13 protein-coding genes and 1 tRNA gene are annotated in these 20,594 nt (G+C 74.4%); 5 read left to right on the forward strand and 9 right to left on the reverse strand.

Annotated elements, in window-relative coordinates; translation table 11 throughout:
• The first annotated feature begins 95 nt into the window (after window positions 1-95).
• The 3 genes from AB0946_RS02710 to AB0946_RS02720 all read left to right on the forward strand — a co-directional run bounded on the left by AB0946_RS02710 (window position 96) and on the right by AB0946_RS02720 (window position 7,646).
• Window positions 96-3,407, forward strand: a complete 3,312-nt coding sequence (locus AB0946_RS02710; RefSeq protein ID WP_366758811.1) for an ABC transporter permease — start codon at window positions 96-98, stop codon at window positions 3,405-3,407.
• 161 nt (window positions 3,408-3,568) lie between these two features.
• Window positions 3,569-6,613, forward strand: coding sequence for an FtsX-like permease family protein (locus tag AB0946_RS02715; RefSeq protein ID WP_366758812.1), 3,045 nt, complete (start codon window positions 3,569-3,571; stop codon window positions 6,611-6,613).
• Between the two features lie 82 nt (window positions 6,614-6,695).
• Window positions 6,696-7,646, forward strand: coding sequence for an ABC transporter ATP-binding protein (locus AB0946_RS02720; protein ID WP_366758813.1), 951 nt, complete (start codon window positions 6,696-6,698; stop codon window positions 7,644-7,646).
• 63 nt (window positions 7,647-7,709) lie between these two features.
• Here the strand turns inward: AB0946_RS02720 and AB0946_RS02725 are convergent, their stop codons facing one another.
• The 3 genes from AB0946_RS02725 to ettA are packed head-to-tail and all read right to left on the reverse strand — an operon-like array spanning window position 7,710 to window position 10,501.
• Entirely contained in the window at window positions 7,710-8,390 is a 681-nt protein-coding gene (locus tag AB0946_RS02725) for a hypothetical protein (protein WP_366758814.1), read from the reverse strand.
• Window positions 8,387-8,830, reverse strand: coding sequence for a thioesterase family protein (locus AB0946_RS02730; RefSeq protein WP_366758815.1), 444 nt, complete (start codon window positions 8,828-8,830; stop codon window positions 8,387-8,389). The genes AB0946_RS02725 and AB0946_RS02730 overlap by 4 nt, the downstream gene beginning before the upstream one ends.
• A 6-nt stretch (window positions 8,831-8,836) precedes the next feature.
• Window positions 8,837-10,501 carry an energy-dependent translational throttle protein EttA gene (gene ettA / locus AB0946_RS02735; protein WP_366758816.1) on the reverse strand — a complete coding sequence of 555 codons (1,665 nt, stop codon included), beginning with the start codon at window positions 10,499-10,501 and terminating at the stop codon, window positions 8,837-8,839.
• Between the two features lie 336 nt (window positions 10,502-10,837).
• Here ettA and AB0946_RS02740 point away from each other — a divergent pair, with 336 nt between their 5' ends.
• Entirely contained in the window at window positions 10,838-11,377 is a 540-nt protein-coding gene (locus tag AB0946_RS02740; RefSeq protein WP_366758817.1) for a hypothetical protein, read from the forward strand.
• A gap of 283 nt (window positions 11,378-11,660) precedes the next feature.
• Here the strand turns inward: AB0946_RS02740 and AB0946_RS02745 are convergent, their stop codons facing one another.
• The 6 genes from AB0946_RS02745 to AB0946_RS02770 all read right to left on the reverse strand — a co-directional run bounded on the left by AB0946_RS02745 (window position 11,661) and on the right by AB0946_RS02770 (window position 20,067).
• Complete coding sequence (locus AB0946_RS02745; RefSeq protein ID WP_366758818.1) at window positions 11,661-12,479, reverse strand: hypothetical protein; 819 nt, start codon at window positions 12,477-12,479, stop codon at window positions 11,661-11,663.
• A gap of 134 nt (window positions 12,480-12,613) precedes the next feature.
• The gene (locus AB0946_RS02750; protein ID WP_366758819.1) at window positions 12,614-12,934 is read right to left on the reverse strand and encodes a GYD domain-containing protein; all 321 of its coding nucleotides are present in this window, start codon (window positions 12,932-12,934) and stop codon (window positions 12,614-12,616) included.
• 364 nt (window positions 12,935-13,298) lie between these two features.
• On the reverse strand, window positions 13,299-14,657 hold the full coding sequence (locus tag AB0946_RS02755; protein WP_366758820.1) for a Cys-Gln thioester bond-forming surface protein: 1,359 nt from the start codon (window positions 14,655-14,657) through the stop codon (window positions 13,299-13,301).
• 329 nt (window positions 14,658-14,986) lie between these two features.
• Window positions 14,987-15,511 (reverse strand): single-stranded DNA-binding protein, encoded by a 525-nt coding sequence (locus AB0946_RS02760; RefSeq protein WP_366758821.1) that lies wholly within the window; start codon window positions 15,509-15,511, stop codon window positions 14,987-14,989.
• 440 nt (window positions 15,512-15,951) lie between these two features.
• On the reverse strand, window positions 15,952-18,456 hold the full coding sequence (locus AB0946_RS02765; protein WP_366758822.1) for a GTPase: 2,505 nt from the start codon (window positions 18,454-18,456) through the stop codon (window positions 15,952-15,954).
• Window positions 18,457-18,459: 3 nt separating this feature from the next.
• Window positions 18,460-20,067 (reverse strand): dynamin family protein, encoded by a 1,608-nt coding sequence (locus AB0946_RS02770; RefSeq protein ID WP_366758823.1) that lies wholly within the window; start codon window positions 20,065-20,067, stop codon window positions 18,460-18,462.
• 320 nt (window positions 20,068-20,387) lie between these two features.
• Between AB0946_RS02770 and AB0946_RS02775 the strand changes: the two genes are divergently transcribed.
• Window positions 20,388-20,463: transfer RNA gene (locus tag AB0946_RS02775), tRNA-Arg, on the forward strand.
• Window positions 20,464-20,594: the final 131 nt, after the last annotated feature.

Consider the following 20,594-nt stretch of genomic DNA (forward strand, 5'->3'; position numbering starts at 1 on the left):
ATCCGGTATAGACCGGCTGACAACCGCTTACCCGCCGCCCGCCGCTCTGCCAGCATCGCCCGAAGGTCTGGAAGCGCCGGACACACGGGGGCCGGGTGACGGGGTTCGTCTTCTCACGCGCGCGTGCGCACCTCCTGCTGCTGGGCGCCGCGCTGCTGACGGTGGTGCTGACCACCACCGTGCTGGCGACGCTCACGGCGTACTCGGGGGCGATCGGTGACGCGGCGCTGCGCCACGTGCTCGCCGACCCGCGCAACGCCGCCGACACCGCGCTGATCGTCAAGGCGGACGTGCCCCCGGCCGGGCGGACCGCCGCCGACACCGCCGTACGCAGGGGAGCGCGCCGTACCTTCGCCGGTGCGCCGGTGACCGTGCGGACCCTGCGCCGCTCGGGGCCGTACGCCCTGCCCCGCTCCCTCCAGCCGCCCGCGAGCAGGTCCGGCGACCCGGACCTGACGTACTTCGCGGCACTGGACCGTACGCAGATGCGGCTGACCGCCGGCCGCCTCCCCCGCCGTACCGGCGGCGGGCCGGAGGTGGCGCTGCCGGAGACGGCGGCCCGCGCGCTGCGGCTCAAGCCGGGCGCCCGGCTCACCCTGGCGGACCGGCTGCGGGGCCCCGCGGTCCGGGTCCGGGTCGTCGGCGTGTACCGCCCCGTCTCGGTCACGGCACCGTACTGGCGGCTGGACGACCTGCTGGGGCGCGGCGTGAAGGAGTCCGGCTTCACGACGTACGGCCCGCTGCTCGCCGACCCCGCCGTCCTCACCGGCGGCCGGGTCAGCGCCGGGGCGACGGGCTGGCTGGCGTCGGCGGACTTCGCCTCGGTGACGACCGGACGGATCGGGGAGCTGCGCGCGGCGGCCCGGGCCGGCAGCGCGGCCCTGCGCCGGCCGGCCGCGCTGAGCGGTACGACGGTGTCGCAGACCGCGCTGCCGGACGTGCTGGACCGGGTGGACCGCGCACTGCTGGTGTCCCGCTCCACCCTGCTGATCGTCGCGCTGCAACTGGTGCTGCTCGCCGGCTACGCGCTGCTGCTCGTCGCCCGGCTGCTCAGCACCGAACGCGCCGACGAGACCCGGCTGCTGCGGGCCCGGGGCGCCTCCCGCACCCGGGTCGCCGCGCTCGCCGGGGCCGAGGCGCTGCTGCTCGCGCTGCCCGCGGCCGTGTGCGCGCCGCTGCTCGCCGGCCCGCTCACCGCCCTGCTGGCCGGGCACGGCCCGCTGGCCCGGCTCGGCCTGCGCCTGGACCTGCCGGCCGCCGGCCGGCCCGCCGTCTGGCTGGTCGCGGCCGGCGTCGCCGTCGGCTGTGCGCTGGCGGTGACCGTACCGGCGGTGACGGGCACGGGGCCCGAGGCCCGTCCGTCCGCTCCCCGGCGCCCCTGGGCCCTGCGGCTGCGCGGGAAGGCGGCCCGGCCGGGCACTGCGCGAGCCGTGCCGGCCCCGCTGCGGGCCGGCGCCGACCTCGGACTGCTGGCGATCGCCGGGGTGGCGTACTGGCAGCTGGACCGGCAGGACTCCGGGGCCGTGGCCGCCGACCGGTCCGGCGCGCTCGGCGTCGACCCGCTGCTGGTGGCCGCGCCCGCGCTGGCCCTGCTCGCCGGGACCGTGCTCACGCTGCGGCTGCTGCCACCCGTGGCGAGGTTCGCCGAGCGCTGGGCGGCCGGCGGGCGGGGGCTGCCGGTGGCGCTGGCCGGCTGGCAGTTCAGCCGGCGCACCGCGCGCGGCGCGGGCCCGGTCCTGCTGCTCGTCCTCGCCGTCGCCCTCGGCGTGCTCGCGATCGGGCAGGCCGCCTCCTGGGACCGCTCGCAGGACGACCAGGCCGACTTCCGGGCCGGGGTGCCGGTGCGGGTCCTGGCCACCGGCGAGGACGCGTTCGGCCGTACCGACCTGTACGCGCGCCTGCCCCGGGTGCGCGAGGCCGCCCCTGCCGTGCGCGCCGCCCAGCCGCTGTCCGGCGACCGCACGGCCACGGTCCTGGCCCTGGACACCGCGCACGCCGCGGACGCGGTCCTCATGCGGCCCGACCTGGCGGACGAACCGGTACGGCCGCTGCTGGGCCGCCTCACCCCCGGAGGCACCCCGGCCGGGGCGAAGGTCCCGGCGGGCACCGCCCGGCTGAGGCTGACGGCCCGTCTGCACAGCTCGACCGGACCGGGCACCACGACCGCGCTGACGGTGACGCTGACCGACCGGTACGGGGTGCCGTACCAGCTGCCGGCCGGGCAGCTCCCCGCCGACGGGCGCCCGCACACCCTCGCCCTCACCCTCACCGCCGCCACCGGACCGGCGACCCTCACCGGTCTCCGCCTCGACCTGACCCAGCCCGCCGGGCGCGCCGAGCACCACCGCCTGACCATCGACGGGCTGACCGCGTCGGGCACCGACGGCACCGACCACCGGCTCACGCTGCCCGTCCGCTGGACCACCACGGCGGAGGCCGGCGGCGCCGCCGTACCGAGCGCCGCCACCAGCCCCACCCGCCCCGAGGTCACGGGCACCCACCCGCTGACCTTCGCCTACGGCACCGGCTACCTCCCGGACGCCGACATCTGGACCGTCGCCTCCGTCACCCTCCGGTTCCAGGCCGCCCAGGCCGCGCCCGCCGAGGTCCCGGCCCTCGCGACCGACCGCTACCTGGACGCGGCCGGCGCCCGCACCGGACAGCGCGTCGACCTCACCCTCGGCGACCGGCGGGTGCCGGTACGGATCGTGCGGGCGGTACGGGCGCTGCCGGCCACCGCCGACCCGGCCGCCACCGGCGCGCACGACGGCGGTGCCGTCCTGCTGGACCTGCGCGCCCTGAACCAGCTGCTCCAGGCCCGGTACGGCGAGAACGCCACCCCGACCGAGTGGTGGCTCGCCACCGCGCCCGGCGCCTCCGCGCGCGTGGCCGCCGCCGTCCGGGCCATGCCGGACGTCGGTCCCGGGCAGGTCCTGGTCCGCGACGAGATCGCCGCCGGCCTGCGTGACGACCCGTTCGGCGCCGGACCCGAGGCCGCGTTCACGGCGGCCGCCGTGGTCGCGGCGGCGCTCGCCGCGGTCGGCTTCGCGGTCGGCGCCGCCGGCGCGCAGCGGGCGCGCGGCGCCGAGTTCGCCGTCCTGCGCGCCCTCGGCGTACCGCGCCGCCAGCTGGCCCGGACGGTCGCCGCCGAACAGGCCGTCCTGGTGGGCCTGGCGCTCGCGGTGGGCCTGGGCCTGGGCACCGTACTGGCCCGCACCGTCCTGCCCCTGATCGTGCTGACCGGCGAGGCGACCCGCCCGGTACCGGAGCTGCTGGTCCGGCTCCCGCCCGGACCGGTGGCACTGCTGCTCACCGCCGTCGCCGTGGCTCCCCTGGCGATCGCGGCGACAGCCGCCGCACGCCGGACGGACCCGTCACGGGCGCTGCGCGCGCAGGGGGGTGAGTGACGTGGGGATCGCTCCTGGTCCCGTCGCCGCGGAGGCGGCCACCGAGTGGACGGTGACCCCATGCCGGCGGCCCCGGCCCCGGCCCGCGGCCGGCCCGACGGCAGCCGCCGTGCGCCGGCCGGGCCCCGGACAGGTGCCGCACGTCCGGGGAGGTGAGTGACATGGGACGGCCGTCGCCCCGCGTGGTCGCTCCATGGGTGCGCACCCGGCTGCGGGCCGCGCCCGGTGCCGCCGTCGCACTCGCGGTGCTGGTCGCACTGGCCGCCTGCCTGGCGGGCGCCCTGCCCCGCGCGGTGGACCGCTACGAGGACGCGGGACTGCGGCAGACGCTCCGCGAGGCCCGCCCGGAGCACACCACCGTACGCGTGACGGCACCCCAGCCCGACCCCGGTCTGCCACCCGAGCGGCGTGCCGCGGCACTGCGGCCCGGCGTGCTGAAGCGGCAGTACGAGAAGGTGCTCGGCACGGTCGGCAGCCCGCTGAGCGTGCGGCGCGCCGAGTCCGCGTACGGCGTCGCCGGCACCGTCAGCCCGGCGGTGCCCGACCCGTGGCTGCCCCGGCCGACCGGACTGCCCGCCCACATCTCGCTGGCCGCGCAGAACGGCCTCGCCGACCACGCGCGCGTGCGCACCGGCCGGTTCCCCCGCGCCCCGCACCCGGTCGACGCCACGACCCCCGAGGTGGAGGCCGCCGTCACCGCCGCCACCGCCAAGGCCCTGCACATCGAGGTCGGCTCGGTCGTCCACATGCCGGCGCCCGGCCGTGCCCCGCTCGCCGTCCGGGTCACCGGCATCCTCGTCCCGCGCGACCCCGACAGCGCCTACTGGTCCACCGTCCCGCTGCTGCGCACCCCCACCCTGGTGACCCTGCCCACCCCCGGCCCCGACCCGGACAAGTACTGGCTCGGTGCGCTGCTGCTCGCCCCCGAGGCGGCTCCCGCTCTGCTGGGCACCAGCACCGACCCGGCCCGCTACTGGCACCTCGCCCCCGATCTGCGCGGCCTGCGCGCCCACGACCTGGACCGCCTGCGGCCGGCCGTCGCCGCCCTGGAGTCCGGTCCCGGCCTGCAACGCGCCCGCGCCGTCACCGACGACGGCACCGATGTCGGCACCGACCTGGACGACGCCCTCGCCTCCTTCTCCCGGCTGCGCTCCGGCATCGCCCCGCTGGTCTCCGTGGCCGCCGCGGGCGCCGCGACCGTCGTCGCCGTCGTCCTGCTCATGACCGGTGGCCTGGCCGCCGACCGGCGCCGCGCCGAGCTCGCCCTGCTGCGCGCCCGTGGCGCCTCCCTGTCCGGGCTCGCCGGGCGGCTGCTCGCCGAGACAGCCGTGATCGCCGTACCGGCGGGCGTCCTCGGCCTGGCCGGGTCCCTGCTCGCGGTCCCCGCCGGCCGGATCGCCCCGGCCGTCCTGTGCGCCCTGGCCGTCGTCCTGGCCGCCTGCGCCGCCCTCCCCGTGCGTGCCGCCCTCACCCACCGCACGGCCCGGCTGACGGCCCCGCGCGAGGACATCACCTCGGTACGGCCGTCCCGGCGCCGTACGGTCGCGGAGCTGACCCTGCTGGTGCTGGCCGCCGGCGCGGTGGCCACCCTGCGCCGGCGCGGCACGTCGGGCGACCAGCTGACGGCCGTGGCCCCCGTCCTGGTCGGTGTCATCGCCGCGTTCGTGCTGCTGCGCGTGTATCCGCTGCTGCTGCGCCGCCTGTCCGGCCCCGCCGGACGGCTCCGCGGCGCGGTCGGCCACCTCTCCCTGGCCCGCGCGGGCCGCACACAGGGTTCCGCGGTGCTCCCGCTCCTCGCCCTGCTGACCGCGCTGACCACGGCGGCGTTCGGCGGCTCGGTGCTGGCGGGCGTGGCCGACGCCCGTGACCGGGCGGCCCTGCTCACGGTCGGCGCGGACGCCCGCGCGGACGCGGGCGTCCCCCTGCCCGCCGACGCCCCCGCCCGGGCCCGCTCGGTCCCCGGGGTCCGCGCGGTGACGCCCGTCAGCATCGCGTACGAGGCGAAACCGGAGGACGGCGCGAACGCGGTGCCCCTGGTGGGCGTCGACCCGGGCGGCTATGACGCCCTGACGACGCACACCGGCCTCGGCACGTTCCCGGCCCGCCGGCTGACGGCGGGGGGCCGGCCCGGCACGGGGCGGGTGACGGCGGGGGGCCGCTCCGGTAGCGGGTACCTGTCCCGCAGCCGCCACTCCGCAGACGGGGACCACTCCCGCACCAGCCTCCTGACGCACGGGGACCACGCAGGCATCAGCCCCCTGACAGACGGAGACCACTCCCGCACCAGTCCCCCGGCAGACGGGCACCACTCCCGCACGAGCCCCCCGGCAGACGAGGACCACTCCCGCATCAGCCCCCTGACGGTCGAAGCCCACCCCGCCACCAGCCCCCTGACGGCCAAGGCCCGCCCCGGTGCCGGCCACCTCGCGGGCGGTACCCGTTCCGGGCCCCTCCCCGCCGTCGCCTCCCCCTCCGTCGCCTCCTCGTACGGCACCCGGCGGCCGTTCCTGGTGCGGCTGGAGGACGGCAGCGCGGTCACCGTGCGGATCGTCCTGGTCCGCGACCGCACACCGGCCGTCTCCGGTCCCGACTTCCTCGTCGTGGACCGGGCGGGGCTGCCCGCCCCGGCAGGCCGCCCCACGACCCTGCTGCTCACCGGCGACCACGTGGACGCGGACGCCCTGCGGAAGGCCGTGGGAGGCTCGGCCGCCGTACGGCTCCGGGCCGAGGAACGCGCCCGGTACGCCGACTCGCCCCTCCAGTCCGGCGCCGAGCGCGTCTACACGGCGGCCGTCGCCACGGGCGCCGGCTTCGCCGTGCTGGCCCTGCTGCTGTCGCTGCTCCGGGCCGCCCCCGAACGGTCCGCGCTGCTGGCCCGCCTCCGCACGATGGGCCTCACCCGGACCGAGTCCCGCCGCCTGCTGGTCCTCGAGTCCCTGCCCCAGGCCCTCCTGGCAGCCCTGGGCGGCATCCTGACCGGCTGGACGGCGATCCGCCTCCTCGCGCCCGGCATCGACCTGACGGCCGTCGCCTTCCCGTCGGCCCAGACCCCCGTGACCGGTATCCGCCTCCACCCGGACACCTGGTCGCTGTTGCTCCCGGCACTCGCCGTGGTGACGGTGGCGGTGGGAGTGGCGGCACTCCAGGCCTGGTGGACGGGGAGGCGGAGCTCGGTGACGGAACTGAGGGCGGGGGACGGCCGATGACCCCCCGCAGGACACCCGGCCGGCACGGGCCGGCGACCCCGCCCCCGCCCGGCACGGACACGGCGTACCCGCAGGAGACCCCATGACAACCGACCCGAGCCTGACCGAGCTGGCCAACCGCGTCACCGAGGCCGGAGCGAACCCGGCCTACGGCCACGACGCCCTGATCACCTGCGACCGCCTCGTCCGCGTCTTCACCACCGCGGGCACAGAGGTGCAGGCCCTCCAGGGGCTGGACCTCCTCGTCCGCGAGGGCGAACTGATGGCGCTGGTCGGCGCGTCCGGGAGCGGCAAGTCCACCCTGATGAACATCCTCGCCGGTCTCGACACCCCCACCGCCGGCGCGGCCCGGGTCGCGGGCCGCGACCTGCTCACCCTGACCGCCGCCGACCGTCTCGCCTACCGCCGCGAGGTCGTCGGCTTCGTCTGGCAGCAGACCGCCCGCAACCTCCTGCCCTACCTCACCGCGGCCCAGAACGTCGCGCTCCCCCTCCAGCTCGCCCGCACCCGCAAGGGCCGCCGTGCCCGTACCGAACGCGTTCTGGAGCTCCTGGAGCTGCTCCAGGTGGCCGACTGCCGCGACCGCCGCCCGCAGCAGATGTCCGGCGGTCAGCAACAGCGAGTGGCGATCGCCGTGGCCCTCGCCAACGACCCGGCCGTCCTGCTCGCCGACGAGCCCACCGGCGAACTCGACTCCCAGACGGCCGCGCAGATCTTCGACGCCTTCCGCACGGCCAACGAGATCCTGGGCACCACGATCGTCATCGTCACGCACGACCAGGCCGTGGCGAGCGAGGTCCGCCGTACGGTGGCGATCCGGGACGGCCGGACCTCCACCGAGGTGCTGCGCCGCAGCGAGATCGACGCGGCGACCGGCCACGAGACGGTCGTGGCCCGCGAGTACGCCATGCTCGACCGCGCGGGCCGCCTCCAGCTGCCCGCCGACTACCTCCGCGCCCTGGACATGCGCGACCGCGTGGCCCTGGAACTGGAGTCCGACCACATCGGCGTATGGCCCGACAACACACCATGAGCGGAACCACCCGGGTCAGCGCACACCGACCCGCCTGGCCCCGCGCACGCCGGCCCGCCCTGCTCAACGCACGCTGACCCCGAAGGCCCCGAGCAGCCCGGCCTGCCGCACGGCCACCGAGCCGTACGGCGTACGCAGCCGCAGCCACGCTCCCGAGGAGAACAGCCCGGTGTCGCCCGGTTCGCCGCCGGGCCGCAGGAAGCCCAGTGACTGGGCCGCGTGCACGGCCCGTACCGGCAGCCGGGTGCCCGCGATCTGCCGGGACCAGATGTCCTGCCCGATCCGGTCCAGCTCCGCGCGGGTACGCCCCTGCGGCCCCAGCTCCTCGGTGCGCGAGCGGAACTCGGCCACCGCGGCGGCGACCGTGGCACGCAGCGCGTCGGGTGCCGGCAGTCCCGGCTCGGGCCGCCAGCCGGCACGCGGCGGCAGCACCCCGGCCCACGGCGGTCCGGTGACCGCGCCGGGGACGGCCGCGGTGGCCGCGCGCTCGTCCACGGACTCCAGGAACTCACCGGCGGAGACGGTCACGTCGAGGGTGACGTCGAGGCCGTCCTCGTACGGCTTCGCCAGCCGCACCGCGCGGACGGCCAGCACGTCGAAGGACGGCGGCCGGCCGAAGACGGCGAGTGCGGTGCCGGCCGCCTGCAGCCGCACCGCGGCCCCACGGTCGAAGTGGAGCAGCCGGGAGAGGAAGGCGGCGAGGTCCGCCGCCTCCGTCTCGTCGGCCAGGTGCAGCACGGTCATGCCGCGACGGCCTCGCCTTCGGGATCGGGCTCGGCGTCCGCGGGGCCCTCGGCGGTGTCCGTGTACTCCCGGAGGAACTCACGCTCCTCCGCGGTGATCCGCCGCGGGCGCTGGGCGTCGAAGTCGAACGGGACGATGACCGTCGACGCCCGTACGTACACGAGGTCCCCGTCCTTCACCTCGTAGGTGAGGGTGAAGGACGCGGCCTTGATCTCGGTGACCCACAGCTCGATGTCCACCGGCTCGTGCCGGTGGACGAGCTGCCGCTTGTAGTCGATCTCGTGGCGCGCCACCACGGACCCCTGCTTGAAGTCCTTGTCCGGGCGGAAGAGGAAGTCGATCCGGGCTTCCTCCAGGTAGCGGAGGAACACCACGTTGTTGACGTGGCCGTACGCGTCCATGTCCGCCCAGCGCAACGGGCAGCGGTAGATGTGGCGCAAGACCGATCAGCCCCGGGTCAGCTTCTTGTAGGTGGCGCGGTGCGGACGCGCGGCGTCCGGGCCGAGCCGCTCGATCTTGTTCTTCTCGTACGACTCGAAGTTGCCCTCGAACCAGAACCACTTCGACTCGCCCTCGTAGGCGAGGATGTGCGTCGCCACGCGGTCGAGGAACCACCGGTCGTGGGAGACGACGACGGCGCAGCCGGGGAAGTCCAGCAGGGCGTTCTCCAGGCTGGAGAGCGTCTCGACGTCGAGGTCGTTGGTGGGCTCGTCGAGGAGCAGCAGGTTGCCGCCCTGCTTCAGGGTCAGCGCCAGGTTGAGCCGGTTGCGCTCACCACCGGAGAGGACCCCGGCCGGCTTCTGCTGGTCCGGGCCCTTGAACCCGAACGCCGAGACGTACGCCCGGCTCGGCATCTCGACCTGGCCGACGTTGATGTAGTCGAGCCCGTCGGACACGACCTCCCACAGCGTCTTCTTCGGGTCGATGTTCTCGCGGCTCTGGTCGACGTAGGAGATCTTGACGGTGTCACCGACCTTGATGTCACCGGAGTCCGGCGTCTCCAGGCCCTGGATCATCTTGAAGAGGGTGGTCTTGCCGGCGCCGTTCGGGCCGATCACACCCACGATGCCGTTGCGCGGCAGCGTGAAGGACAGCCCGTCCACGAGGATCTTCTCGCCGAAGCCCTTGTGCAGGTCGTTGACCTCGACGACGACGTTGCCCAGGCGCGGGCCCGGCGGGATCTGGATCTCCTCGAAGTCCAGCTTCCGCATCTTGTCGGCCTCGGCGGCCATCTCCTCGTACCGCGCGAGACGGGCCTTGGACTTGGCCTGCCGCCCCTTGGCGTTCGACCGCACCCACTCCAGCTCTTCCTTGAGCCGCTTCTGGCGCTTGGCGTCCTTCTGGCCCTCGACCTTGAGGCGGGTGGCCTTGGTCTCCAGGTAGGTGGAGTAGTTGCCCTGGTACGGGTAGGCGCGCCCGCGGTCGAGCTCCAGGATCCACTCGGCCACGTTGTCCAGGAAGTACCGGTCGTGGGTGATCGCCACGACGGTGCCCGGGTACTTGGCCAGGTGCTGCTCCAGCCAGTTCACCGACTCGGCGTCGAGGTGGTTGGTGGGCTCGTCCAGGAGCAGCAGGTCGGGCTGCTCCAGCAGCAGCTTGCAGAGCGCGACGCGGCGCTTCTCACCACCGGAGAGGTTGGTCACGGGCCAGTCGCCGGGCGGGCAGCCCAGCGCGTCCATGGCCTGCTCCAGCTGTGCGTCGAGGTCCCAGGCGTTCGCGTGGTCCAGGTCCTCCTGGAGCTTGCCCATCTCGTCGAGCAGCGCGTCGGAGTAGTCGGTCGCCATCAGCTCGGCGATCTCGTTGAACCGGTCGAGCTTGCCCTTGATCTCGGCGACACCCTCCTGGACGTTCTCCAGGACGGTCTTCTCCTCGTTCAGCGGGGGCTCCTGCAGGAGGATGCCGACGCTGTAGCCGGGCGAGAGGAAGGCGTCACCGTTGGACGGCTGCTCCAGCCCCGCCATGATCTTCAGCACGGTCGACTTACCGGCACCGTTCGGGCCGACGACGCCGATCTTCGCCCCGGGGAGGAAGTTCAGGGTGACGTCGTCGAGGATCACCTTGTCGCCGTGCGCCTTGCGCGCCTTGCGCATGGTGTAAATGAACTCAGCCAAGAGAAACCGTCCGGCAGCTTGAAATCTGGCAGTGGGCAGATACACCCCATCTTGCCTGACGGCTACCCCTGGGGGGAAACGCGTCGGGCCCGGGCGCGCTGACCTGGGGCTTCGCTGCTGCGCGCTGCGGCTCTTCCGTCACTGTCGGTCGCCGTTGGCCGGCCCCGGGCCCCCTCGCACGGCCCGGAGACGGCCCAGGGCGCTGATCACCCGGCCCAGCCGCAAGTCGGCCCGACAGACTTGGTGATGTCCTGGTACGCGGTCTGTTGACGCCGCGCTCCCTACGGCGTTGGATCTTCCCTGCCCGTGCGGGTGTACGGGTAGAGAGCTGGGACGATGACCGAGGACGCCGGACCCGGGCTGATAAGGGTGGTGTACTTCCAGCAGACGTGCGCATGGATGATGGGCGGCGGCGCGGTACTGTCCGAAGCTCTGCTCCTGGTCCTGATCGGTACGGCTCACCGGCTGGAGACCCTCCTGGTGGGAGCCGTTGCGGTGGCTCTCGTGTCCGCGGTGCTTCTGCCGCTGCGCCTCCGTCTCCGCGCCCGGCTTCGCCGCACGTACGAGCATGCCGTGCGGATCGACAGCGCCGAAGAACCACCGCACACCGGCCAGGACGCGGCACAGCGGCTGTCGCTACGGCGCACCGCCGGATTCGTGGGTGGAGCGGTCTGCTGGATGATGCTCATCGGCCTGGCATCGCACCAGCTGATGCCGCCGCTCATGCTGGTTCCGGTGGCCGTTGCCCAGTGGGCGCAGTCCCGGGCGACCGCGAGATGGGAGCGGGTGAACGGCGCGGACCTGTGGCAGACCGTACCCGGGCTGCTGGGTGCCCGAGGCCCGGTGTTCCGTGTGCCGGCAGAGCGCGGCATGTGAAGCCACGGCCTTGGGGGCCGTCCCTCACGTCCGAGAGGCTCGTCCCGAGCCCGATGACATCGACGCACACGGCATCGACCTGTGCGGGTTCCGCGTTCGGCACGCGTGCGGGCCCGACACCGCGGAGCGCGACGCGGAACGGCTCCGAGCCGTGGAAGCCATGGGACCACCGCGCTTCCGCACGCTCGGCCCCCACGGCTCACTGACCGAGCGCGACGGCCACTGACGCACGGCCTCCACCCCCTTACGGCGCGGTCGTACACGACCCGATGGGGCCTGCGGACTATCGCGAACTCACTGGAGCGTCCTGGTGCCGCCTCGCCTTCGCCGAGGCCGCCGCCGCGCGTCGCCGCCCGCTCAGAAGTCGTGCCATCACCGCGCCCACCAGGACCGGTACGGTCACGAGCACGGTCCACCAGGGGAGGTCGAGCCACACCGAGACGGCCCCCACGCCCACGCCGACGCAGATGTCGGTGAAGGCCAGCCACCTGCCGTAGGGCTCCCAGACGAAGGGCGCGCAGGCGGTGGGCCTGGCCAGGCGGACCACGCCGAACACCAGCGACTGGGCCGCGAGGAGAGCGAGGAGGACGCCCAGGGCGGCGTTTCCCGAGTGCTCGTCTCGGGGTGCGTCGGAGGTGTTCTGGCGGACACCGTCCTTGCTGAGGGCGACGACGTCACCGCGCCAGCCGGTGGCGGTCACCTCGTCGCCCCGGTGCAGCCTGTCGAAGAGGGGCCCTGAGTCGCTGAACCGCACGACCGTCTGCCGTGAACCGTCGCCCTGGCCCCTGAGCGTCGCCTCGCGGACCGTGACCTTTCCTGTGAACGTGGACTCGGTCTTCGTGACGGTGAAATGCCCGGTCACGAGGCAGTCCTCCGCAGCCGCCTCCCGCGGGGCCGCCTGCGCGGGGCACGGCTCAGCCGCCCGGTACTGCTCGTAGCGCTCCTGCCGGTCCGGTACCCACACCGTGAACGCCAGGTAGCTCAGCACTGCCGCCGTCAGGGCCAGCACGATCAGCGCCATGCCCGTGAGCCGCACCCGGCTCACCGACTTCCGGTCGGTACTGCCCTTCCTGCCCCCAGTGGCCCACGCCCGCTCCGCCATCGCCGCCCCCTCGTCCCTGCGTCCATGAGCTGAAGCAGGCATAGCACGGGGGCGCGGGGCAGCGGGTGACGGGTACACGTTTCCCGTGGCCGCTCACACGGTCCGGTACGACCGCCCGCGAGACCCTTCCTGGCTCAGGCGCCGGGAGCCCGGAAGGCGACCTGTCGTCCGGCGGCCTCGTCGACCTCTTCCAGCGTGAGGAGGGGAGTGGCCCGGGTGTGCAGGGCACCGCTGGCCTTGACGGTGAGGCTGACGGCGGCCATCGACACCGGATCGGGGAGGTCGATGATCAGCACGAGGTCGTCCTGCCCGAAGGCGAAGTACATGGCCTCCACCGTCCCGCCGAGGCCGGCGACGACTCGGTCGACGGCGTCACGGCGACCGCTGGCCCCTTCCTTGAGCAGCCCCTTCGTACCCTCTGGCGTGTAGGTGGCCTGGATGAGGAACTTCGGCATAGGACTGCTCCCTGTCCGCTTCTTGTCCGACAGCACCTGCCCTACCCGTTGCCACGCCGGTCGCCGCTCACCGAACGGCTCCATTCACCCGGAAGCGCCGCACTCCGCTGCCGCCCGACGGGACCGCCGTCGCGCGGCACCCTTCCGTGACGCCGACGGGGAGGGCGGGCTGTGCCGGATCGAAGCCGTACCCAACCACGGCGAGTGGGTCGTCCTCAAGCAGGCCGAGCTGACTCCCGCCGGGCCGACGTCGGCGTGGCGGCTTCGGTCGGGACTGCTTCGGCGCTTGCCTCCGGCGCCCTGTGGTTCGACGGCGTGGCCGTCGGCTCGGCGCCGGCCGGGGATGGCGAGCGCCGCCCACGGGTCATCCGCCGTGGGTCGACTCCCTCTTGCGCAGCACGATCAGGACCCCGCCGCCGATCACCACAAGCCCGATGGCCACGCCCGCGATCATGGGAGTGATCATCGAACCACCGGTGGCGGCCAGGTTGGTGGCGTCCGCGGTGTTCCCGCCCACCGCGACCGGGCTGGGCTCGGTGTGCAGCTGGGCCGTCTCCGTCGTGATCGTGCCCTGCGTCTTGCAGTCAAGGACGCCGGTGAAGCGGTGGCTGAAGCCCTGGGGGCCGGTGATCGTGAAGTCGTACGCCTGGTCTTCCTGGAGCGGCACGGTCACCGTGCGGGACGCGTGCGCCGGGATCGTGTGCTCGGTGCCCATCAGACGGAAGGTGAACGGCTCGGCGCCCTTGTTGGACGTGGTGATGTCCACGCCGCCCTTGGCGCAGTTCTTGCGGGCCGACACCGCCGGTATGGAGCCCTTCTCCGCCCAGCTCGCCGTCGCGGTCGCGGAGACCGTGGACTCGCTGGAGCCGGCCAGGATCTGGGTCTGGCTGCGGCTCTCGGAGGCGAAGGCCCGCCCCACCGGCACGGTCGTCGACGCCTGCACGCTCAGCTGGGCCGTTCCGTCCGCCGCGTCCTCGGGGACGTCGAAGAACAGCTGGCTGCCGTTCCCGGCCGAGGTGATCACCTTGCCGGTCTTGTCGATGATCCGCACCCCGCTGGTGGCCGCGTCGGCCGGCGGGCTCACCGTGACGGCGCCCGCGTTGGTGTGCACGGTCACCGGTCCGAGCAGGTCGCCCGGCCGGCCGGAGACCGCGGGCGGGTCCAGGGTGAGCGAGGCCTGCGGCTCGGCGACGTTCCGGGCGCTCTTCTCCAGGTAGTCGGCGAGCTTCTCGGCCCGCGGGTCCACGGCGTCGACCTTCGCGCCGTCGGAGTAGCGCCAGATGGCCACCTGGGTGCCGGCCGCCGCGTCCTGCTCGGTCAGCCCGCTCGTTCCCGCGCGCCGCGCGAGTGCGGCGAGGTCGTTGACCTGGGGGTAGGAGTTCTGCAGGATCCAGCGGATCCGGCCCGCGTCCTTGTTGGTGCCCAGCGAGGTGCCGCTCCAGGGCGTCTCCTGGTATCTGGCGTCCCGCTGGGTGGGGTTGTGGAGGTCCACGCAGTACGTCTGCAGGGTGCCGCCACCGTCCACGGACATCTCGAACAGGCCCGCCGACACCCGCTGGTCGCCGCCGTCCCCGTGGATCACGGCCTCGCCGTAGGTCTTCAGACCGTTGATCGTGGCCGTCGCGCCGCCCTGGGTCTGCGGTGTGTCCACGGCCACGGCCGTACCGGCGCCGGACAGCACGCCGGCCGCCACCAGGCCGGTCACCGTGGCGGCGGCGGCCATGCGGGCCGTTCCCGAGGACCGGCAGAACCCAGAGAGCGCAGCAAGCACAGAATTCCCCTTCGAGCAGGACCCGTTGGACGTGGGGGACGGTCCCACCAGCAGAATCGGCAGCCCCAAGGGGCACGCCCGGCATCCTATGGATCAGGCGGAGCCTCACCCGGCGGTCGGATCATCCGATGGGCGATCCGATCCGTAATCGTTATCGCCGGGACCGTCCGCGAACTGGTCGTATCGACAAATCCACCGGTTCGTACCGCGTGTTCAGGCCGCACGCGGGGACTTTGAGGTCGGGCGGGCGACAAGACGCTTAGGGCAGCGCCTTGCTGACGTCACGTCACCGCCGCCGCCCGCTGTTCCTGCGCCTCGGCTCCCCCTTCTCCCGCACCTTGTTCCTGCTGCTCCTGGCCGTCCCGCCCCCGCTGTTCGTCCTGCGGTTCCGTCGGCCGCGGCGTCTCCCAGTTCGGCTCCGGGCGGGACGCCGTCGGTGGTGCCTCCGGTTTGACCGCGCGCTGGAAGAACGCCATACCGCGCGACAGGTCGTGGCCGATCGCCACGGCGTCGATGTCGGCGGAGGCCCATTGCTGCTGTCCCTGCACCTCCGTGCGCACCTTGAGCCGGCCCTGGACGACGACCGGCTGGCCCACCTCCACGCACGCGGCCACGTTGACCGCGAGCTGCCGGTTGGCCCACACGGTGAAGAAGTTGGTGTGCCCGTCCGTCCAGACGTTCCTCTCCCGGTCCCAGTAGCGCGCGGTCACCGCGAGCCGGAACCGGGCCGACGGTCCCGTCGCCAGCTCACGGTAGGCCGGCCGGGTCGCCACGTTCCCCACGACACAGACAGTGGTCTCGTTCACTTCGATCGCTCCCCTCCCCGCCCTGCCCCTTCCGGCCGGGCGGGCACGCGTACGGGCCCGTCCCGTACGGCTGCGTCTGCCGTGCCGGCGCGTACCTCTGCCGTACGCGCCGGCACCACCCGACGACCGCCCGCACCGCCCGCCGCTTCTCCTGGCCGGGCCCGCCGTGCGATCGCCGTGCCCTCAGACTGCCTCCGCCGGGCCGAGCCCGCTGAGCGCTGTGGAGGACCGCCTCCCTGTGGAAAACCTCGCCACCCGCAGGGATGACCAACGGCCGGCGGCCGGCACGTGTGCCGACCCGTCGTGACAACCGGCACGAGCGCCGGCCCGCCCAGGCGACCACCGGCACGAGCGCCGACCCGCCCACGAGCAACCGCCCGCCGCTCCGGCCACCCGCCCCCAGCGCTCCCGTCACCCCCGGCCAGCGGCGCCGACCGGGGTCACCTCACCCCGCTCCCGGTCCGCACCACCCTGCCGTACTGTTCACGCACCTCCCGGTACCGCAGCAGTTCCGCCGCCACCGGATCGAGCACCCGGGCCCGGCCGCAGCTCGCCGCCGCCTCCCGTAGCCGGCGTTCCGCTTCCTGGCCGTAGCGTCGTGCGGGCCCCCGGGCCGCCATCCGGCAGGCCCACTCCACCAGCGGCCCGCCGATGATCCCGCAGACCATCAGCAGCACCGGAACACCCAGGTTGGGCGCCATCACCCCGGCGATCTGGCCCGCGAGCCACGCACCGCCCGCGATCTGCAGCAGGGTCATCGCCGCCTGGACCAGTACGGCCACCGGCCACCAGCCCGGCCGGGGCGGGCGGCCCGGCGGCAGTCCGGCCCGGGCCGCCAGGTCGTCCAGCGCCTCGGACAGACCGTGGGAACCGCGGACGGCCGCCTCGCGCACCGCCTGGGCCCAGGGAGCGGGCAGCCCGGCCGAGGCACGGTCGGACACCGTACGCACCGCCTGTTCCACGCTCTGCCGGGCCGTGGCCTCCTCGTCGGCCTGGGCGCGCACCGCGTGGCGGCCCGTCGTGGAATCGCCACGGCCCTGGTACCAGCGCCACAGCCGCAGCCAGGGCGTGCCGCAGGCGCGGTTGGCGTTGCGCAGCCAGGCGCGCTCCGCGGCCTCGCCCGCCGCGGTGGCGCCCACCGCGTCCGCGAGCCGCGCGGCGAAGTCCTCGCGCGCCTCCTCGCTCAGGCCGACCCGTCGTCCGGTGGCGTAGACGGGCCGCAGCTCGGCCGCGGCGGTGTCGACGTCGGCCGCCACCCGGCGGGCCGCCGCGCCGCGCTCCGCCACGAACTCGCCGAGCGCCTCGCGCAGGTCGCCCACGCCCTCCCCGGTGAGCGCGGACAGCGCGAGCACGGTGGCGCCGGGCTCACCGTGCTCGCCGAGGGCGATGCCGTCCTCGTCCAGCAGCCGCCGCAGGTCGTCCAGGACCTGGTCGGCGGCGTCCCCGGGCAGCCGGTCCACCTGGTTGAGGACGATGAACATGATCTCGGCGTGGCCGGCCATCGGCCGCAGGTACCGCTCGTGCAGGACGGCGTCCGCGTACTTCTCCGGGTCCACGACCCAGATGACCGCGTCGACCAGTTTCAGGATCCGGTCCACCTGTTCGCGGTGCTGTACGGCGGCCGAGTCGTGGTCGGGCAGGTCCACCAGGACCAGTCCGCGGAGCTGCCCCTCGGTGTCGGGGCCGTGCAGCGGACGGCGGCGCAGCCGGCCCGGGATGCCCAGCCGGTCGATGAGGCCCGCCGCGCCGTCGCTCCAGCTGCACGCGATGGGTGCGGCCGTGGTCGGGCGTCGTACGCCGGTCTCCGAGATGGGCACTCCGGCGAGCGCGTTGAACAGCTGGGACTTGCCGCTGCCGGTCGCTCCGGCGAGGGCGACGACGGTGTGCCGCCCGGAGAGCTTGCGGCGCGCGGCGGCCTCGTCCAGGACGCGGCCGGCCTCGGCGAGGGTGCGGCTGTCCAGTCGGGTGCGGGAGAGCCCGACGAGTTCGCGCAGGGCGTCCAGCCGGGAGCGCAGCGGGCCGTCGTACGCCAGCGGGGCGGGGGTGTGGCCGCCGGGTCCGCGGTGCGCGGGTTCCGCGGCGGAGGCGCGTTCGGCGGCGAGGGCGGCGGCGCTGGCGTCGGTGACGCGCCGTGCGATGAGACCGTCGTCCCAGGCGCCGGAGGAATCGGCCTTGCCGTCGGCACCGGTGTCGGCGGGGGCTTTCGCGGCAGTGCCGTTCGCCGTGCCGGCGCCGTTCGCGGTACCGGAGTCGGCCGTGGCGGCGGTCTTGGTGGGCGTGGCGTCGGGTGCGGGGCGGGGTTTCGGCGAGTGGGGCTGTGGCCGGGGTACGGAGACGCCGCCCTCCTCGGCGCCGTGCCCGCGCGCGGGACGGTCACGATCGGGGGTGCGGTCGCTTGCACCGTGTGCGCCGTGTACGCCGTCACGGTCGCGTTCGCCCCTGCCGTCCCGCGCGGTGTCGCGGTCCCATTGGTCCCGTTCGTCGTCGCGGCCGGCGTTCTCGTCCTTCACGCGCGCGGGGGCCCTGCCGCCGGCGTCCGGGCTCGTGCCGCGACTCCCGTCCAGGTCCTTGCCGTGTCCCCTTTCCGGGCCGTCGTCCTCGCCCCCGTGGCCGCCCTCCCCGTTCCCCTCGCCCTCGTCCCCGGAGAGGGCGACGGTGGCCGGTCGCGGCGCGTCCGCGCGGTGACCGGTGCCGGGAGCGTCGTCCCCGCGCTTGGCTTTTGCGAGGTCACGGTGTGCCTCCAGAAGGCCACCCGCGCGTTCGGCGCCACCCTTGGGGCCGCGCTCGGCACCGCCCCCTGGGTCGCCCTCGGTGCTGCCCTTCGGACCCGAGCCGGGGTGACCACCGTGCTCTCCGGGCCCCGTGTCACCGCTGTCGCTGCCGTGGTCCATGCGCCTCATGTGCTCGGTGTGATCGGTGTGGTCGTGGTCAGTGATGGCGGTCACCGGTCACCTCTCCTTCTGCAGTACGGACAGCGCGGCGATGAGTTGGGCCTGGGGTTCGGGATGGACGTCCAGGGCGTCGAGCGGGGCGAGGCGCCGCTCGCGTTCACGCTGCATGACGCGGTCCACGTGTTCGACGAGCAGCCGGCCGGCCCGGTCGCGCAGCCGCAGCACGCCGTGGGCCCCGAGCCGCTCGGCGAGCCCCTCGCCGGCGGTACGCGCCCGGCGCCCGCCGAGCACGGCCGTGGCGACGAGGGCGGCGACGACCTCCGGATCGGGTGCGCCGGTCCGCTCCAGGACGCGTACCTCGTCCTCGGCGTACTCCTCCAGCTCGCGCCGCCAGCGCCGGGCCGCGAGCCCGATGCGGTGCTCGGCGCTCTCCAGGGAGGCCTTCCGCTCGGCGAGCCCCGGGGCGTCGGCGGCGGGCTCGCGCCGCCAGATGTCGTCGACGCGCTCGTCGGCCGCGGTCACGGCGCACAGCAGCAGGGCGGCCAGGCTGTCCACGAGGGCGTCCAGGAGTTCCCCGGCGGTGCAGTCCAGGGGGAAGGCGCGCCAGCGTTTGAGGGCGTCGCCGGCGAGTACGGCGCCGGACTGGAGGCGCGCCCGCACGCGCGCGTGCTCCTTGTCGTACGCGGTCTCGACGGCGGAGGTGAGCCGGAGGGCCGCCGCGTACTGGGCGGCGGCGGCACCGGCCAGCTCGGGCAGGCGGGACTTGAGCGAGTCGAGGAGGCCGTAGGCCGTACGGGCCATGACGTGGTGGCGGGCCGCCGGGTCCTGGGCGTGGTGGACAAGCCAGCTCTTCAGGGGCGCGACGGCGGTGGCGGGCAGCAGCCCGGCGCCCCAGGCGGATTCGGGCAGCTCGGGCACGGTGAAACGCGGTACGTCCCCGAGCCCGGCCTTGGTGAGCAGGGCCGCGTACTGCCGGGAGACCTCGGAGACGACCTGGTGGGGGACCCGGTCCAGGACGGTGACGAGGGTCGCGTCGTACTCCTTGGCGGTGCGCAGCAGGTGCCAGGGGACGGCGTCGGCGTAGCGGGCGGCGGTCGTGACCATGATCCAGACGTCGGCGGCGCAGATCAGCTCGGCGGCGAGCACGCGGTTCTCGGCGATCAGCGAGTCGACGTCCGGGGCGTCGAGGAGGGCGAGCCCGCGCGGGAGGGTGTCGGCGGTCTCGACGCGCAGCACGCGCGCGGGGTCCTCGTCGGTGAGCACGAGCTCGTCGGCGGGGTCCTGGTGGGGCACCCACACGCGGGTGAGGTGCGGGAGCACACGCATCCCGCTGAACCAGTGATGATCCTCCGGATGGCAGACAAGGACCGGCGTCCGGGTGGTCGGCCGCAGCACACCGGCCTCGCTCACCCGTCGGCCGACGAGGGAGTTCACGAGCGTGGACTTGCCCGCGCCGGTGGAGCCGCCGATGACGGCCAGCAGCGGCGCCTCGGGCTGCCGTAGGCGGGGTACCAGGTAGTCGTCGAGTTGCGCGAGGAGTTCGTCGCGGTTGGCACGCGCGCGTGGCGCCCCCGCGAGGGGCAGCGGAAAGCGTGCGGCGGCGACACGGTCGCGCAGAGCGGAGAGTGTGTCGAGCAGCTGAGGCCGTACGTCCAAGGTCACCACATGCGAAGAATGCCCAATTTTAGGGGAATTCTGAAGCATATAGACATGTCTGCGCGCCGACAGGACAGAACGGGCAGAAGGGATGACCGGGACACGCGCACAGTCCAGGCATAACGAGTGCACAACACCCGGTGCGTCAGGCGCCAAAAGCGGTGCACGATTCGTACCTGCCTGCGATTATCAGGACCGCTTCACCGAACCTCCACATCGAGCCACGGAGGCGAAGCGACAGGGTCGAGGAACCGGGAGCCCTATCCTTGACCCCGGCAACGTCACGGATCAGCCCCCACCAGGGCACCAAGCACGAGGCCACCCCACCGGCCCCCGTAGCTCAGTGGATAGAGCAGGCGCCTTCTAAGCGCTTGGCCGCAGGTTCGAGTCCTGCCGGGGGCGCCAGTATCCGCCCTCCCGCTCGGGAGGGCTTTTCGCAGGTCAGAGCGGATGTCAACGAGTACGACGAAGCCCCGGACGCCCCTCTTGATGATCAAGGGCAGACTCCGGGGCCGTCCGGTTGTCACCGGGTTCTC

Origin of the sequence: Streptomyces sp. NPDC046870 (assembly GCF_040704595.1) — a bacterium.
Classification (GTDB): domain Bacteria; phylum Actinomycetota; class Actinomycetes; order Streptomycetales; family Streptomycetaceae; genus Streptomyces; species Streptomyces argyrophylli.